Origin of the sequence: Rhodococcus sp. 3258, from assembly GCF_031456475.1 — a bacterium.
GTDB lineage: Bacteria > Actinomycetota > Actinomycetes > Mycobacteriales > Mycobacteriaceae > Rhodococcoides > Rhodococcoides fascians.
The window spans coordinates 145,405-160,094 of record NZ_JAVDUT010000007.1 but is presented as its reverse complement, the minus strand read 5'-3'; the positions used below and the strand labels follow the sequence as shown (position 1 = coordinate 160,094).

The 14,690-nt window shown below is 65.6% G+C and carries 13 protein-coding genes; 9 read left to right on the top strand and 4 right to left on the bottom strand.

Annotated elements, in window-relative coordinates; translation table 11 throughout:
* Positions 1-44: 44 nt before the first annotated feature.
* A complete protein-coding gene (locus J2X62_RS20600) occupies positions 45-1,151 on the top strand; it encodes a D-alanine--D-alanine ligase family protein (RefSeq protein ID WP_032370774.1) in 1,107 nt (368 codons plus the stop codon).
* Positions 1,152-1,158: 7 nt separating this feature from the next.
* Here the strand turns inward: J2X62_RS20600 and J2X62_RS20595 are convergent, their stop codons facing one another.
* Positions 1,159-1,785, bottom strand: coding sequence for a DUF3515 domain-containing protein (locus tag J2X62_RS20595; RefSeq protein ID WP_032387214.1), 627 nt, complete (start codon positions 1,783-1,785; stop codon positions 1,159-1,161).
* A gap of 3 nt (positions 1,786-1,788) precedes the next feature.
* Positions 1,789-2,037: an Lrp/AsnC ligand binding domain-containing protein gene (locus tag J2X62_RS20590; protein WP_032370776.1), complete on the bottom strand. Its 249-nt coding sequence runs from the start codon at positions 2,035-2,037 to the stop codon at positions 1,789-1,791.
* A 233-nt stretch (positions 2,038-2,270) separates the two neighbouring features.
* On the opposite strand from J2X62_RS20590, the gene J2X62_RS20585 reads away from it, so the two are divergent.
* The 3 genes from J2X62_RS20585 to J2X62_RS20575 are packed head-to-tail and all read left to right on the top strand — an operon-like array spanning position 2,271 to position 4,482.
* Positions 2,271-3,230, top strand: a complete 960-nt coding sequence (locus tag J2X62_RS20585) for a thiamine-phosphate kinase (protein ID WP_371831857.1) — start codon at positions 2,271-2,273, stop codon at positions 3,228-3,230.
* A 38-nt stretch (positions 3,231-3,268) separates the two neighbouring features.
* On the top strand, positions 3,269-3,793 hold the full coding sequence (locus J2X62_RS20580; RefSeq protein WP_032366386.1) for a gamma carbonic anhydrase family protein: 525 nt from the start codon (positions 3,269-3,271) through the stop codon (positions 3,791-3,793).
* Entirely contained in the window at positions 3,790-4,482 is a 693-nt protein-coding gene (locus tag J2X62_RS20575) for a uracil-DNA glycosylase (RefSeq protein WP_310183025.1), read from the top strand. Before J2X62_RS20580 ends, J2X62_RS20575 begins: the two co-directional genes overlap by 4 nt.
* 5 nt (positions 4,483-4,487) lie before the next feature.
* On the opposite strand, the gene J2X62_RS20570 is transcribed toward J2X62_RS20575, so the two are convergent.
* Both J2X62_RS20570 and rpmB read right to left on the bottom strand, forming a co-directional pair.
* Positions 4,488-5,282, bottom strand: a complete 795-nt coding sequence (locus J2X62_RS20570; RefSeq protein ID WP_310183022.1) for an enoyl-CoA hydratase-related protein — start codon at positions 5,280-5,282, stop codon at positions 4,488-4,490.
* Positions 5,283-5,427: 145 nt separating this feature from the next.
* Positions 5,428-5,619, bottom strand: coding sequence for a 50S ribosomal protein L28 (gene rpmB / locus J2X62_RS20565; RefSeq protein ID WP_008717389.1), 192 nt, complete (start codon positions 5,617-5,619; stop codon positions 5,428-5,430).
* A gap of 283 nt (positions 5,620-5,902) precedes the next feature.
* Between rpmB and J2X62_RS20560 the strand changes: the two genes are divergently transcribed.
* The 5 genes from J2X62_RS20560 (at position 5,903) to coaD (ending at position 14,577) form a co-directional block, all read left to right on the top strand.
* The gene (locus J2X62_RS20560) at positions 5,903-7,570 is read left to right on the top strand and encodes a DAK2 domain-containing protein (protein WP_310183015.1); all 1,668 of its coding nucleotides are present in this window, start codon (positions 5,903-5,905) and stop codon (positions 7,568-7,570) included.
* A gap of 14 nt (positions 7,571-7,584) precedes the next feature.
* Positions 7,585-9,864 carry an ATP-dependent DNA helicase RecG gene (recG, locus tag J2X62_RS20555; RefSeq protein ID WP_032370778.1) on the top strand — a complete coding sequence of 760 codons (2,280 nt, stop codon included), beginning with the start codon at positions 7,585-7,587 and terminating at the stop codon, positions 9,862-9,864.
* 110 nt (positions 9,865-9,974) lie between these two features.
* Positions 9,975-13,391 (top strand): pyruvate carboxylase, encoded by a 3,417-nt coding sequence (locus tag J2X62_RS20550; RefSeq protein ID WP_032370779.1) that lies wholly within the window; start codon positions 9,975-9,977, stop codon positions 13,389-13,391.
* A complete protein-coding gene (gene rsmD / locus J2X62_RS20545) occupies positions 13,388-13,960 on the top strand; it encodes a 16S rRNA (guanine(966)-N(2))-methyltransferase RsmD (protein WP_027496669.1) in 573 nt (190 codons plus the stop codon). The genes J2X62_RS20550 and rsmD overlap by 4 nt, the downstream gene beginning before the upstream one ends.
* Positions 13,961-14,088: 128 nt before the next feature.
* A complete protein-coding gene (coaD, locus tag J2X62_RS20540) occupies positions 14,089-14,577 on the top strand; it encodes a pantetheine-phosphate adenylyltransferase (protein WP_027496670.1) in 489 nt (162 codons plus the stop codon).
* Positions 14,578-14,690: the final 113 nt, after the last annotated feature.

Below are 14,690 nucleotides of genomic sequence, written 5' to 3'. Positions count from 1 at the left end.
GGCGAATCCGCGTTCGCGGGGAGACGGCGGTACGGTTTGTCACCGTGAGTACTCCCCGAATCAAAGTTGCCGTCGTCTTCGGTGGCCGCAGCAGTGAGCACGCGGTGTCCTGTGTCTCGGCGGGTAGCGTGCTCGCGAATCTGGACCCCGATACCTACGAGGTGGTCCCGGTGGGGATCACCCCCGACGGTGCCTGGGTGCTCGGCTCCAGTGATCCGGATGCGCTGACGATTCGTGATCGAGTACTGCCGACGGTGGACAAGTCCGGTGCCGCACTCGCGCTGAGCACCGATCCGGGACGCGCAGGCGCGCTGATCGCTCTCGGTGAGGGCGACGCCGGACAGGTCCTGGCTGCGGTCGACGTCGTGTTTCCGGTGCTGCACGGGCCGTACGGCGAGGACGGCACCCTGCAGGGAATGCTCGAACTCGCCGGTGTCCCGTACGTGGGTCCCGGAGTGTTGGCCAGTGCCGCAGGCATGGACAAGGAGTTCACCAAGAAGCTTCTGGGAGCCGACGGACTACCGATCGGCAGGCAGGTCGTGCTGCGACGCGGCACCGATGACCTGACCGAAGCCGAACGCGACCACATCGGTCTCCCTGCCTTCGTCAAGCCCGCGCGAGGCGGATCGTCGATCGGAATCTCGCGCATCACCTCGTGGGATCACCTGCAGTCGGCGATCGGCGTTGCCCGAGAGCACGACCCCAAGGTGATCGTCGAAGGAATGATCCACGGCCGCGAGGTCGAATGCGGCGTACTCGAATTCCCCGACGGCAGCGTGCGCGCCAGCGCGATCGCCGAGATCCGGCTCCCCGACGCGGACAGCGACGATCACGCCTTCTACGACTTCGACACCAAGTACCTCGACGATGTCAGCGAATTCGACATTCCTGCCACACTCGACGACGACATCAGCGATCGTATTCGCGAACTCGCAGTCTCGGCCTTCCGCGCATTGGACTGCCAAGGATTAGCGCGGGTCGACTTCTTCGTCACCGAGGAAGGCCCGGTGATCAACGAGATCAACACGATGCCCGGATTCACGTCGATCTCGATGTACCCCAAGATGTGGGCCGAGAGCGGAATCGACTACTCGACCCTGATCAGCACCCTGATCGACACCGCTCTCGCACGCGGTACCGGCCTGCGCTGACCCGGCGCTACTGCAACGGTGCCGGGTCGAGGGGCTGCTGGGGTAGTGCTGCCGACACTGCTGACGAGGCATCCTGCAGAGGTGTCGGGCCGGAGTCGCCGGGAATGGTGAGAGCGATGTACGTGCCCCGATCGACGACGAACCACGTGCTGGCGTCGATGCCGTCGTTCTCGCCGGACACCTCGAACCACTGGACGCCGTCGATCACCTGAAGTGGTGCAGCCACATCGAATCCGACAGGGCGAGGCAGCCCGCAGCGAAGCACGACCGGCTCGGCGTTCTCCTCGGCCGATACCCAGGCTCGGACTCCGACAGGTGCCGGGTCGGCCAGGTCGGCGCGGCTGTAGTCGCCCAGCTCGTCGGGCAGCGCATCGAGGAGGGTCGAGCACTGTGCGCTCGCGGCGTCGGGTGCGTCGACCGGCCCCAGCGCTACCGGATCGTGGGCGGGGGAGCTGTTCACCGCTATCGCGGCCACGAGAACTCCCACCACCAACGCGACCGGCAGGGCGATCGCGGTGGCTATGACCGCAGGGTGGCGCTGCTCGCGGGTCTCGTCGGCCGCTGCTGCATTCTCGGACCGGGTGCCGGCGTCGTCGCCGTTGTCTTTGTCGTGGTCGTGGTCGGCAGAGTTCATGCGCTACCGAACCGCCGAGGTCGACTGCGGGGCGACGGGACAGGTGAGGGTGCGCGTGATGGCGTCGACCTTCTGAATTCGGGAGACGATGTCCGCGATCTCGGTGTCGGATGCGCCGTCGGCCCTGACGATGACGTCGTAGGGTCCGACCACAGCTTCTGCGGATACGACGCCGTCGACCGACTCGATCTGCCGCGCAACGGTCGTGGCACGGCCGACTTCGGTCTGAACGAGAACGAAGGCTTGCACCATCGGTGGTCCCTTTCCTTGCTGGGACGATCGACTGTAAGTTGAGTCGACTGTACGTTGAGTCGGTTGCGTACTCACAGCACGAAACCGGCTGCGCCGGACCGGGCCCGGGCACCGCTAAAGGTACCGCAGGCGCGGTGCCGGTTTCGCGGGAGACCGACGTCCGAATTGCGCTCTGAGGGAGGAACATCATCGACGACACCGGCCCTTCGGGGACCACCGCCGCCGAACCGACGGTGGCCCAGATCGGCGAGTTCGACGTCATCGCCCGGGCCGTCGCCGATCGAGTGCAACCGACGTCGACCATCGTCGGCCCCGGCGACGACGCTGCCGTCGTCAGTGCATCCGACGGCAGGGTGGCCGCCACGACAGATATGTTGGTGCACGGCAGGCACTTTCGGCTCGATTGGTCGACTCCGGTGGAGATCGGCCGGAAGGCGATCGCGCAGAACGGGGCAGACATCGCCGCGATGGGTGGGCAGTGCTCGGCATTCCTGGTTGCTCTCGGCTGCCCGGCGGACACACCGGTGAGCGTGACGGACGGTCTGAACGAGGGCATGTGGCGCGAGGCGTCGGCTGCGGGTTCGGCGATCGTCGGCGGTGATGTGGTGCAATCGGATCAGCTGGTGATCTCGATCACTGCGCTCGGTGACCTACAGGGCAGGGCTCCCGTACTGCGATCGGGTGCGCAGGTCGGTGATGTGATCGCGTTCGCGGGGCGGCTCGGGTGGTCCGCGGCCGGACTCGCTCTGTTGCTCGCGGGCGGCGATCGCTCCGGGCACGACGCGGTTCTCGATGCACACCGCGTGCCCGCCCCGCCGTACCGTGCCGGAATCGAGGCCGCCGAGGCAGGCGCGACATCACTCACCGATGTGTCCGACGGGTTGTCGGCCGACCTGGGGCATATCGCCGACGCATCCGGCGTATCGATGGTTCTGGAACCGGAGCGTCTTCCGATCGCCGACGAAGTCCGTTCGGCTGCAGAGCTGTTGGGGGCAGATCCCCTCGAGTGGGTACTCACCGGCGGCGAGGATCATGCTCTCGTCGGCACGTTCCCCGGCCTCGCTACCGTTCCGACGGGGTGGATCGTGATCGGCCGCGTCGAGCCGGCGTCGAATGCAACCGACGGTGGCGTCACTGTCGCCGGGCACCACCGCGTGGGCAGATCCGGTTGGTCGAGCTTCGACGGAGAGTGAGCTCCGACCGGGTCCATGGAGTCGGCTAAGTTGCAAGGATGGCTATCTACGCGCTCGGCGACCGCGAACCCGATATTCACCCGGACGCCTATGTCCATCCCGATGCAGTCGTCATCGGAGCGGTGACCTTGGCGGCGGGATCGTCGGTGTGGCCGACGGCCGTGCTCCGAGCCGATTACGGCACGATCTCCGTCGGTGCGGGCACCAACATTCAGGACGGGACCGTCATCCACTGCACCCCCATCGACGCGACCGTGATCGGTGCCGGATGCGTTCTCGGTCACAATGCGCATGTCGAGGGTGCGACCATCGGCGACAACTGCCTCATTGCATCGGGTTCCGTGGTGCTCAACGGCTCGAGGATCGGGGCCGGTTCCATCGTGGGTGCGGGTGCGGTGGTGCCGTTCAAGTTCGTCGTTCCCGAACGCAGCATGGCGCTTGGTGTTCCCGCGAAAATCCGTGAGGGCTTCGAGGTTCCGGAGGGGCACGTGGACATCAACGTGCAGATGTACTCCGCGAACGCCGCGTACTACCGCGACGCGCTGCGCCGGATCGACCGATGACGGCCCGCCCGCTCGCCGAGAGCGTAGATCCGGGTTGGGCCCGTGCCTTGGCGCCGGTCGAGACGAATGTTGCTGCGATGGGCGACTTTCTGCGAGCCGAGCTCGCCGCCGGAAAGCACTACCTCCCCGCCGGTGAGAACGTTCTGCGTGCTTTTCGGTACCCGTTCGACCGGGTTCGGGTGCTGATCGTCGGCCAGGACCCGTACCCGACGCCGGGCCACGCAGTGGGGCTGAGCTTTTCGGTCGCCCCCGACGTGCGTCCCGTTCCACGCAGTCTGGCCAACATCTTCAAGGAATATTCGGACGATCTCGGTCTGCCGACACCCAGCAACGGTGATCTCACGCCGTGGGCGGAGCAGGGTGTGATGCTGCTCAACCGTGTGCTCACGGTCGAACCGTCCGCAGCGGCGTCGCACCGCAAGAGGGGCTGGGAAGCGGTGACGGAGCAGGCAATTCGTGCTCTTGTTGACAGAGCCGAGGATCCCCGGGCCCCTGGCCTGGTGGCGATTCTCTGGGGCCGTGACGCGGCGACGCTCAAACCCATGCTGGGATCGGTGCCGTGCATCGAGTCGGCCCATCCGTCACCGCTGTCCGCATCACGGGGATTCTTCGGATCCAAGCCCTTCAGTCGCGCCAACGAATTGTTGGTCGAGGGCGGAGACGAACCGATCGACTGGACGTTGCCGTGACCGGCTCAGGAAAAATCGGGTCGACGCTTCTCGACGAATGCGTCGACGCCTTCCACTCCTGCAGGTGAGACTGCGGCCGCCGAGATCGAGGCTGCCTCGGCATCCAATTGCTCTGCCAAAGTAGTGGTGTCGGACGCCGCAAGCAGCTTCTTGATTCCCTGATACGCCGAGGTGGGTCCGACGGCGAGGGTTCGGGCCAGTCGTTCGGCCTCGCTGTCGACGAAGTCGTCGCCCACGAGGCGGCTGAGGATTCCGAGGCGCACCGCATCCTCACCGTTGAGAATCGAATCGTTCAACAGGATGTCCATTGCGTGGCCGGATCCGACGATGCGGGGCAGGGTCCAGGACATGCCACCGTCCGGCGTGAATCCGATGGCGGGGTAGGCCGGTCGAAGCTTGGTCGACGGTCCGCCGATGGCGATATCGGTGAGACACACCAGGCTCATGCCTGCACCTGCCGCCCAGCCGTGTACACCGGCGACGATGGGGACGGTGACGGCGGCGAGTTCACGAACGAACGCATGGAACGTATCTGCGACGGACCCGACGAAGGCACCGCGATCGTCGGCACCGGCGAAGTCCCGTACGTTGCCGCCGGCGCAGAAGTTCGGCCCGCGGCCGATGAGCAGGACGCTTCCTACAGATGTGGCACCGGTGTTCACCTCGTGCAGTGCCTGCGTTCCCGAGGTGATGCCGTCCAGGTCGAGAGAGGAACCGCCCGCCTCGGTGGCGACGACGATGTGCAGCACTCCGTCTTCGATGCTGACCTTGCTCGAGCTTTCGCTGTCCGAATGAGTCACGTTCGGCACTCTATCGGACGTCCAACTGTTTGCCCGAATGCGCAGGAACATCGACAGACAACTGTGCCCCGCATCCGAGTGGATGCGGGGCACAGTTCTCGCACGCGGTCGAGGCCGTGGAGGAAATCGAAGAGCGGGGCCGAAATCAGCCCCGAACCACCTTGCCTGCCTTCAAGCAGGAGGTGCACACGTTCATGCGCTTGGAGTTGCCAGGCGCAACCTGAGCGTGAACGGTCTGAATGTTCGGGTTCCAACGACGGTTGGTCCGTCGGTGCGAGTGCGAGACCGACTTACCGAAGCCGGGCCCCTTGGCGCATACGTCGCAGACGGCAGCCATAGTCGCGAACTCCTTGTTAGATGTTGAGCGTTACATGTGGTCGAAGACATCGAAACGAACTACGAGCAGATGCAAGGATTGCAATGCGTGAAGATCGCCTCGAGGCAACCCTGCAAGAATAGCGGCGTCCCACCCAATCACCAAACCGCCACCGCAGACGAGGTGTACCGGCTCACGCGCGCCGCGCTGACGATTCTGCCCGACTAAGCTTCGGTCACTGTCCGCGGCCGACATCGTCGGGCCCGGGCGCAGGTACGGACGGAACGCAGGGGAGGCGCTCGAGGTGGTCGACGTACTCGAATCCATCGATGCCTCGGGCCTGCGCCGGTGGGCCTATCGCTGTGTGGATTCCCTCACTGCTCGGTGCGACGAGATCGACGCACTGAACGTCTTCCCGATTCCGGACTCCGATACCGGCACCAACCTGATGTTCACGTTCCGCGCTGCGGTCGAGTCCATGCGCAGTGCCGGGCCGGCCGCGGGCGCGGGTGCGATCGGACGGGCTCTGGCGGTGGGAGCCGTATCGGGCGCGCGAGGAAATTCCGGGGTCATCGTCTCGCAACTCCTGCGCGCCGTGGGTGAGGCCGCAGCCGACGGTCCGCTGGACACCGTGTCGATCCAGGCCATGTTGCGGCGTGCACGAGTTCTGGTGGCGGGCGCGGTCAGTGTCCCCGCCGAGGGCACCATGCTCACGGTGCTCGAGGCTGCTGCCCACGAGGCCGCTGCCCACGACGCGAACGTCGATCTGGCCACGCTGGTGGTCGATATCGCCGAGGCCACCGCTCGCGCTCTCGATCGCACGACGGACCAACTCGCACCGTTGCGAGAGGCGGGCGTCGTGGATGCGGGGGCGCTGGGGTTGTCGGTGATCTTCGACGCGTTGGTCGAGGTCGTGACCGGCCGCACCCCGCCGAGGCGACGCTATCGCCGTCCTCAGGACCACGAACGGGTGATCGAAGTCGGTGTTTCGAACGCACACGGAGCCTCCGACGGGGCAGCGACTCGCTCGCAGTCCCGGCCGCTCGGCTACGAGGTTCTCTACGTCGTCCCCGGCATCGACGACACCCGCGCGGCAGCGCTGCGTGCAGCGCTGTCGGACCTCGGCGATTCGGTCGTGGTTGCCGGAGACGGCTCCGGGGCGTACTCCGCTCATGTGCACACCACCGACCCGGGCGGTGCCGTCGAGTGCGGGATCGCGGCGGGAAGTATTCGAGGAGTGCGCATCTCGTGTTTCGGACTGGCCGAGTACGCCGTCGACGCGAACGTCGGTGAGCACGAGCCCGAGGCTATGTCGGTGGGTCGCGATATTTTGGCCCTGGTCGCCGGTGACGGTGCCGCGGCTCTCTACGTACAGGAAGGTGCGACGGTGGTGCGATGCGACGAGCCCATCGATTCGTCGGTGTTGCATCGCGCCATCGTGGGCATGAAGCACCGCGAGGTTCTGGTGCTGCCGAACGGGGCGCTGTCCGCTCAGGAGCTCGTTGCCGTCGGTGCTGCGGCCAGGGCCGACGGTAAGGACGTGTCGATGTTGCCGTGCTCGGCGATGGTGCAGGGGTTGGCTGCGCTCGCAGTGCACGACGCGGCCAGAGCAGCCGTCGACGACGCGTTCGCGATGTCCGATGCTGCAGCGGGGACGAGGTGGGGTTCGTTGCGCATCGCCGAGCAACGCTCGCTGACCTGGGTCGGCATGTGCGAGCCGGGTGACTGTCTCGGTCTGGCCGGGCAGGAAGTGGTGATCGTTGCCGAGCATCCGCTCGATGCCGGATGCAGACTGCTGGACCAGCTGTTGGCCACCGGCGGTGAGATGGTGACGGTGTTGCTCGGGGCGCTGGCTCCCGCGGATCTCGGAGGTCGGCTCGCCGACTATGTGGCGGGTGCGCATCCCGGCGTCGACGTGGTGGTCTACCCGGGCGGGCAGCCCGGGGATCTCGTGCAATTCGGAGTGGAATAGGGAATCTCGGAACAATGGCAACGCTGGTGGATCGGCTCGACGATGTCCTCGGAGCGGCGGCTGCGGCACCGCTGGCCGAGGTGTTCGGCATCCATACCGTCGAAGACCTGCTGCGGCACTACCCGCATCGCTACATGACGCACGGTTCCGAGCTCGGCGAGAAGGAACCCCCCGAGGGGGAACACATCACCATCGTCGCCACCGTGGAATCGGCCACCCTGCGTTCGATGAAGAACCGCAACGGTCAGTTCCTTGCCGTCACCCTTGCGGCCGACGGGCAGCGGATCGAAGCCACGTTCTTCAGCCCGCACAAGCTCAAACACGTGGTCGTTCCCGGGCGGCGGGGCATGTTCTCGGGCAAGGTCAAGTATTTCGGTCGGCGGTGGAATCTCACCCACCCCAGTTACGTGATCCTCGGGGGTGACGACAACGACGGGGCCATCGTCCCCGCGGGTCGCATCGTCGGCGGTGGCACGCTGGCCGGCCTGGCGCGTGGCTCGGTCGATTCGTCCGGAGCGGTCGACATGTCGGTGTTCGACCGCGCCTACGTACCTATCTATCCCGCGGCGAAAGATGTCGAGAGCTGGACATTCATGCGTTGCGTCCGGCAGGTACTCGACCAGCTGGACGACGTGGTCGATCCGCTCCCGGAATCGGTGCGCCGCGAGCGTGGCCTCATCGACATAGACGCCGCGCTGCGTTCGGTCCACTTTCCCGATACTGCGGCGGACAAGGACGCCGCCCGGGAACGATTGAAGTTCGACGAGGCATTGGCTGTTCAATTGGTACTCGCGGACCGACGACGCGACGCGTCCGACCGGGTAGCCGCGCGGTGCCCACCGATCACCGACGGCATCGCGGCGGAGTTCGATCGCCGGCTGCCGTTCGAGTTGACGGTCGGTCAGCACCAGGTTGCTGCGGAGATCGCCAACGACCTGTCGGGTCCGCATCCGATGTCGCGTCTGTTGCAGGGCGAGGTCGGCTCGGGTAAGACCATCGTCGCGTTGCGTGCCATGCTGCAGGTGATCGACGCCGGACACCAGTGCGCACTGTTGGCACCGACGGAAGTGCTTGCCTCCCAACATGCGCGATCGATTCGATCGATGCTCGGCACGCTGGCCGCCGGTGGCGAGCTGGGATCGCACGAGCTGGCCACCAAGGTGGCTCTGCTGACGGGGTCGATGTCCACTGCGGCAAAGCGATCGGCCCTGCTCGATGCCGTGACAGGTGATGCCGGGATCGTCATCGGCACCCACGCTCTCATCGAGGATCGGGTCGAGTTTCTCGACCTCGCGATGGTCGTCGTGGACGAGCAGCACAGATTCGGTGTGGAGCAGCGAGATGCCTTGCGCGCGAAGGCTCGTGGAAACACCAGCCCGCATCTCCTCGTGATGACGGCGACACCGATTCCGCGCACGATCGCGATGTCGACACTGGGGGACCTGGAGACGTCGGTACTGACGGAGCTTCCGCGCGGCAGGTCGCCGATCGTCAGCAACGTCGTCCCGGCCAGATCCAAACCCGGATGGGTGGATCGAGCCTGGCAACGGATTCACGAGGAGGTCGCGGCCGGCCGACAGGCCTACGTGGTCTGTTCTCGTATCGGTGACGGCGATGATGCGGACACGGGCAAGAAGAGCGGAGCGGCGAAGAAGGCTGCGCCGAAAGTGGAGGACGGGCCGGAGACGACGGCTGCCGTGGATCTCTACGAGACGCTCTCCGCCGGGCCGATGGCCGATCTGCGTGTGGGGCTGCTGCACGGTCGACTGTCCGGTGACGACAAGGACATCACCATGTCGGAATTCAACGCGGGTGAGATCGACGTGCTCGTCTGCACGACGGTGGTCGAGGTGGGCGTGGATGTACCCAATGCCACGGTCATGGTGATCATGGATGCCGACCGCTTCGGCGTCAGCCAGCTCCACCAGCTGCGTGGGCGAATCGGCCGCGGCGGGCATCAGGGGCTGTGCATCATGATCAGCTGGCTCAGCCCGGGCGGTGGGTCGTTCGCTCGGCTCGAGGCTGTGGCCGCCACCAACGACGGGTTCGAGCTCGCCAAACTGGACCTGGCGACCCGCCGAGAAGGTGACGTGTTGGGAGCCGCGCAGTCGGGCACGGTGACCGGACTTCGGTTGCTCTCGTTCATCGACGACGAGGACATCATTTCCGACGCCCAGGATTGTGCCCGGTCGTTGTTCGCGCGGGACCCGTCTCTGGCCGACAATCCCGGCATCGCGTCGATGATGCGTTCGGCGTGGCGATCCGACAGAATCGACTACCTCGACAAGTCCTGACCCCGTCGCAGTCCGCACTGCACCGTTTCAGTAGCCGAAATTGAACAAAAGTTCCCGCATCGTGAGATCAGTACGCCTCCGGGGCTCTGTCTGCCGGGTAAGTTGAGCCAATGTTCTCCAAAGTTTTGGTTGCCAACCGCGGCGAGATCGCTATCCGCGCCTTCCGTGCGTCCTACGAACTCGGTGCGTCGACGGTGGCGGTGTTCCCGTTCGAGGATCGAAACTCGGTGCACCGAACGAAGGCCGACGAGGCTTATCAGATCGGGGAGAAGGGCCATCCCGTTCGGGCGTATCTCTCGGTCGACGAGATCGTCGCCGCCGCCAAGCGTAGCGGTGCCGATGCTGTGTACCCCGGCTACGGATTCCTTTCCGAGAACCCGGATCTCGCCGCCGCGTGTGTGGAGGCGGGCATCACGTTCGTCGGGCCCTCCGCCGATGTCCTCGAGCTGACCGGTAACAAGGCGCGTGCGATCGCCGCTGCGAAGGCCGCGGGACTACCGGTGTTGGCGTCCTCCGAGCCTTCCGCCGATATCGACGAATTGGTCGCGGCATCCGAATCCATGACTTTCCCGCTGTTCGTCAAGGCCGTGGCAGGTGGCGGTGGTCGCGGAATGCGCCGCGTGGCCGAGCCCGAGCAACTACGCGAGTCCATCGAAGCTGCTGCGCGCGAAGCGGAGTCGGCGTTCGGCGATGCGACCGTGTTCCTCGAGCAGGCAGTGATCGACCCCCGTCATATCGAGGTACAGATTCTTGCCGACGGCCAAGGCAACGTCGTCCATCTCTTCGAGCGCGATTGCAGTGTGCAGCGTCGACACCAGAAGGTGATCGAGTTGGCACCGGCGCCCAACCTTCCTCAGGAATTACGCGAGAAGATCTGCGCCGACGCCGTGGCGTTCGCCAAGCAGATCGGCTATTCCTGCGCCGGTACCGTCGAGTTCCTTCTCGATACCCGCGGCAATCACGTCTTCATCGAGATGAATCCGCGAATTCAGGTGGAGCACACCGTCACCGAAGAAGTGACCGATGTGGACCTGGTGCAGTCGCAGTTGCGTATCGCCTCCGGCGAGACGTTGGCGGACCTGGGATTGCAGCAGGAGAACATCGTGTTGCGCGGTGCAGCGTTGCAATGCCGCATCACCACGGAGGATCCCGCCAACGGATTCCGGCCCGACGTCGGCCGCATCACTGCCTACCGCACCCCGGGCGGTGCCGGCGTGCGCCTCGACGGCGGCACGACGTTGGGTGCCGAGGTCGGTGCCTACTTCGACTCGATGCTCGTCAAGCTCACCTGTCGCGGCCGTGATTTCGACACTGCCGTGGCGCGTGCCCGACGTGCGGTGGCGGAGTTCAGAATTCGCGGTGTCGCGACGAACATCCCGTTCCTGCAGGCGGTTCTGGTCGACCCCGATTTCACCGCAGGACGCGTCACCACCTCCTTCATCGAGGAACGTCCGGAACTGCTGACGTCGCGTTCCTCGGGTGACCGTGGCACCAAAATTCTGACCTACCTGGCCGACGTGACGGTCAACAAGCCGCACGGGGAACGTCCCTCGCCGGTGTACCCGCACGACAAGCTGCCCGACATAGACTTCTCGGCTCCCATTCCCGACGGCTCCCGGCAACGGCTGCTGGCGCTCGGGCCGGAGGGGTTCGCCCGCGATCTGCGCAATCAGAAGGCGCTCGGTGTCACCGACACCACGTTCCGTGATGCCCATCAGTCGTTGTTGGCAACGCGTGTGCGCACCAGTGGTCTGCTCGGCGTAGCGCCGTACGTGGCGCGAACGACGCCGCAGTTACTCTCGATCGAGGCCTGGGGAGGGGCGACGTACGACGTGGCGTTGCGCTTCCTGCACGAGGATCCGTGGGAGCGGTTGGCGAGCTTGCGAGAAGCCGTGCCCAACATCGCGATTCAGATGTTGCTGCGCGGCAGGAACACCGTCGGATACACCCCGTACCCGGAGAAGGTCACCCGTAGCTTCGTCGCCGAGGCCACCGACACCGGAATCGACATCTTCCGTATCTTCGATGCGCTCAACAACGTCGATCAGATGCGTCCGGCGATCGATGCAGTGCGCGAAACCGGTACGGCCATCGCAGAAGTGGCCCTGAGTTACACCGGCGACCTGTCGAATCCGAACGAGAACCTGTACACGCTCGACTACTACCTGAAGTTGGCCGAGCAGATCGTCGATGCCGGCGCGCACGTGCTGGCCATCAAGGACATGGCGGGTCTGTTGCGTGCCCCCGCGGCCAAGACGCTGGTGACGGCGTTGCGGTCCAACTTCGACCTGCCGGTGCACGTGCACACCCACGACACTCCCGGCGGACAGCTCGCTACCTATCTCGCGGCCTGGGAAGCCGGAGCCGACGCGGTCGACGGTGCCTGTGCTGCCATGGCAGGAACCACCAGTCAGCCCGCGCTGTCGGCGATCGTCGCCGCGGCCGCGCACACCGAGCGCGACACCGGCCTCGATCTGCAGGCCGTCTGCGATCTCGAGCCGTACTGGGAGGCCGTGCGAAAGGTGTATGCGCCCTTCGAGTCCGGGCTGCCGGCACCGACCGGTCGCGTGTACACCCACGAGATTCCGGGCGGCCAGCTGTCGAACCTACGCCAACAGGCTATTTCGCTCGGTCTCGGTGATCGCTTCGAGACGGTCGAAGCCAATTACGCTGCGGCCGACCGCATGTTGGGTCGATTGACCAAGGTGACGCCGAGCTCGAAGGTCGTCGGCGATCTGGCTCTTGCGCTCGTGGGTGCGAATGCGTCCGCCGAGGAATTCGCCGAGGACCCCAGCCGGTACGACATCCCCGATTCCGTTGTCGGGTTCCTACGCGGCGACCTCGGAACACCCGCCGGCGGCTGGCCGGAGCCGCTGCGCACCAAGGCGCTCGAAGGCCGTGGTGCGGGCAAGCCGGTGACGCCGCTGACCGACGAGGACGAGAAGAACCTCGACGGGACGTCGGCGCAACGCCGTACCACTCTGAATCGGTTGCTCTTCCCCGGCCCCACAGCGGAACTCGAAGCTCATCGAGAGAAGTACGGCGACACGACCCGATTGTCGGCCAACCAGTTCTTCTACGGTCTGCGTCAGGGCGAGGAGCATCGAGTCACGCTCGAGAAGGGCGTCGAACTGCTCATCGGACTCGAAGCGATCTCCGACCCGGACGAACGCGGTATGCGCACCGTCATGTGCATCCTCAACGGGCAGCTACGTCCGGTGTCGGTGCGCGATCGGTCCATCGCGAGCGAAGCACCCACGGTCGAGAAGGCAGACCGCTCCAACTCCGGACACATTCCGGCTCCGTTCGCCGGGGTGGTCACCCTGGCAGTCGAGGAGGGCCAGAAGATCTCGGCCGGCGACACCATTGCCACGATCGAAGCGATGAAGATGGAGGCAGCGATCACCGCACCGCGGGGCGGCTCGGTCACTCGTCTGGCGATCTCGGGCGTTCAGCAGGTGGAGGGCGGCGATCTGCTCGTCGTCATCGGTGGGGGGTCGACGGGCGAAGAGGCCGGGAGCGAATGACCCGGATCGTCGCGGGCGTTGCCGGGGGTCGCCGATTGGCGGTCCCCGGCCAAGGCACCCGGCCCACGTCGGAGCGGGTTCGAGAGGCACTGTTCAGTGCGCTCGAAAGTCGGATGGAGCTCGACGGGGCCGCGGTGTTGGATCTGTTCGCAGGGTCGGGTGCGCTCGGCCTCGAAGCACTCTCACGTGGGGCCGCGTCGGCGGTGCTGGTCGAATCCGACGCACGGGCGGCCGCGGTAGTGCGCAAGAACATCGAATCGGTCGGCCTGACCGGAGCTTCGGTCAAATGCGCGCCGGTGGCCTCGGTCCTGGCCGGCACCGCCGACGCGGCCTACGACCTGGTGTTGGCAGATCCGCCGTACGCCGTCACGGACACCGCCGTGGCCGGCCTCCTCGAGCGGCTGGTGAGCGGGGGATGGCTCTCGGTCGACGCGGTGGTCGTGCTCGAACGGTCGTCGCGTTCGCCGGAGACCGTATGGCCGACTGGGCTCGTGCCGGAGAAGTCCAAGAAGTACGGCGAGAGCCGAATCGAGATCGCAATCCGGTCAGGAGTGGAGCCTGCGGAATGACCGGGTTGGGTCAGGAGTGGAGCCTGCGGAATGACCGGGTTGGGTCAGGAGTGGAGCCTGCGGAATGACCGAAGTGGTCAGGAGTGGAGCCTGCGGAATGAGCTGTCTGAGCTGATAGGTTCGCGGGCATGACTGGCGCACTGTGTCCTGGATCCTTCGACCCGGTGACCATCGGTCACCTGGATATCTTCGAGCGCGCGGCGGCCGCCTTCGACGAGGTGGTGGTGACGGTGATGGTGAACAAGAGCAAGAAGGGCATGTTCAGCGTCGAGGAGCGGATCGAGATGCTCGAGGTCGCGACCGAGCATCTGCCTAACGTTCGGGTCGGTTCGTGGTATGGCCTGCTGGTCGATTACGCACGGCAAGAGGGCTTTTCGGCGATCGTGAAGGGTCTTCGGAGTGCTGTCGACTTCGATTACGAGTTGCAGATGGCGCAGATGAACCGGACGCTGACCGGAGTGGACACGGTGTTCCTCCCTGCGAATCCGGCGCACAGTTTTCTGTCGAGCTCGTTGGTCAAGGAGGTGGCCACGTTCGGGGGAGACGTCACCGGTATGTTGCCGCCGTTCGTGCAGGACCGGTTGATGTCGCGTATCGCCGAGCGTGCCGCCCAGTAGTTCGATGGCCCAGTAGTTCGAAAGGGCGACACACCGGGTGGGTATAGCGCAGACCGGCGTATCGGCGGGCAGACTGAGAAGCGAAGAACTGTGGGTGTCGTCTGCGGAGCAGA

Bases quoted from the DNA above. Each gene is read 5' to 3' on its own strand.
- J2X62_RS20595 (WP_032387214.1), bottom strand. From the start codon at position 1,785: ATGAACTCTGCCGACCACGACCACGACAAAGACAACGGCGACGACGCC.
- recG (WP_032370778.1), top strand. From the start codon at position 7,585: ATGGCAACGCTGGTGGATCGGCTCGACGATGTCCTCGGAGCGGCGGCT.
- J2X62_RS20550 (WP_032370779.1), top strand. From the start codon at position 9,975: ATGTTCTCCAAAGTTTTGGTTGCCAACCGCGGCGAGATCGCTATCCGC.
- rpmB (WP_008717389.1), bottom strand. From the start codon at position 5,619: ATGGCTGCCGTCTGCGACGTATGCGCCAAGGGGCCCGGCTTCGGTAAG.
- J2X62_RS20590 (WP_032370776.1), bottom strand. From the start codon at position 2,037: ATGGTGCAAGCCTTCGTTCTCGTTCAGACCGAAGTCGGCCGTGCCACG.
- J2X62_RS20580 (WP_032366386.1), top strand. From the start codon at position 3,269: ATGGCTATCTACGCGCTCGGCGACCGCGAACCCGATATTCACCCGGAC.
- J2X62_RS20575 (WP_310183025.1), top strand. From the start codon at position 3,790: ATGACGGCCCGCCCGCTCGCCGAGAGCGTAGATCCGGGTTGGGCCCGT.
- rsmD (WP_027496669.1), top strand. From the start codon at position 13,388: ATGACCCGGATCGTCGCGGGCGTTGCCGGGGGTCGCCGATTGGCGGTC.
- coaD (WP_027496670.1), top strand. From the start codon at position 14,089: ATGACTGGCGCACTGTGTCCTGGATCCTTCGACCCGGTGACCATCGGT.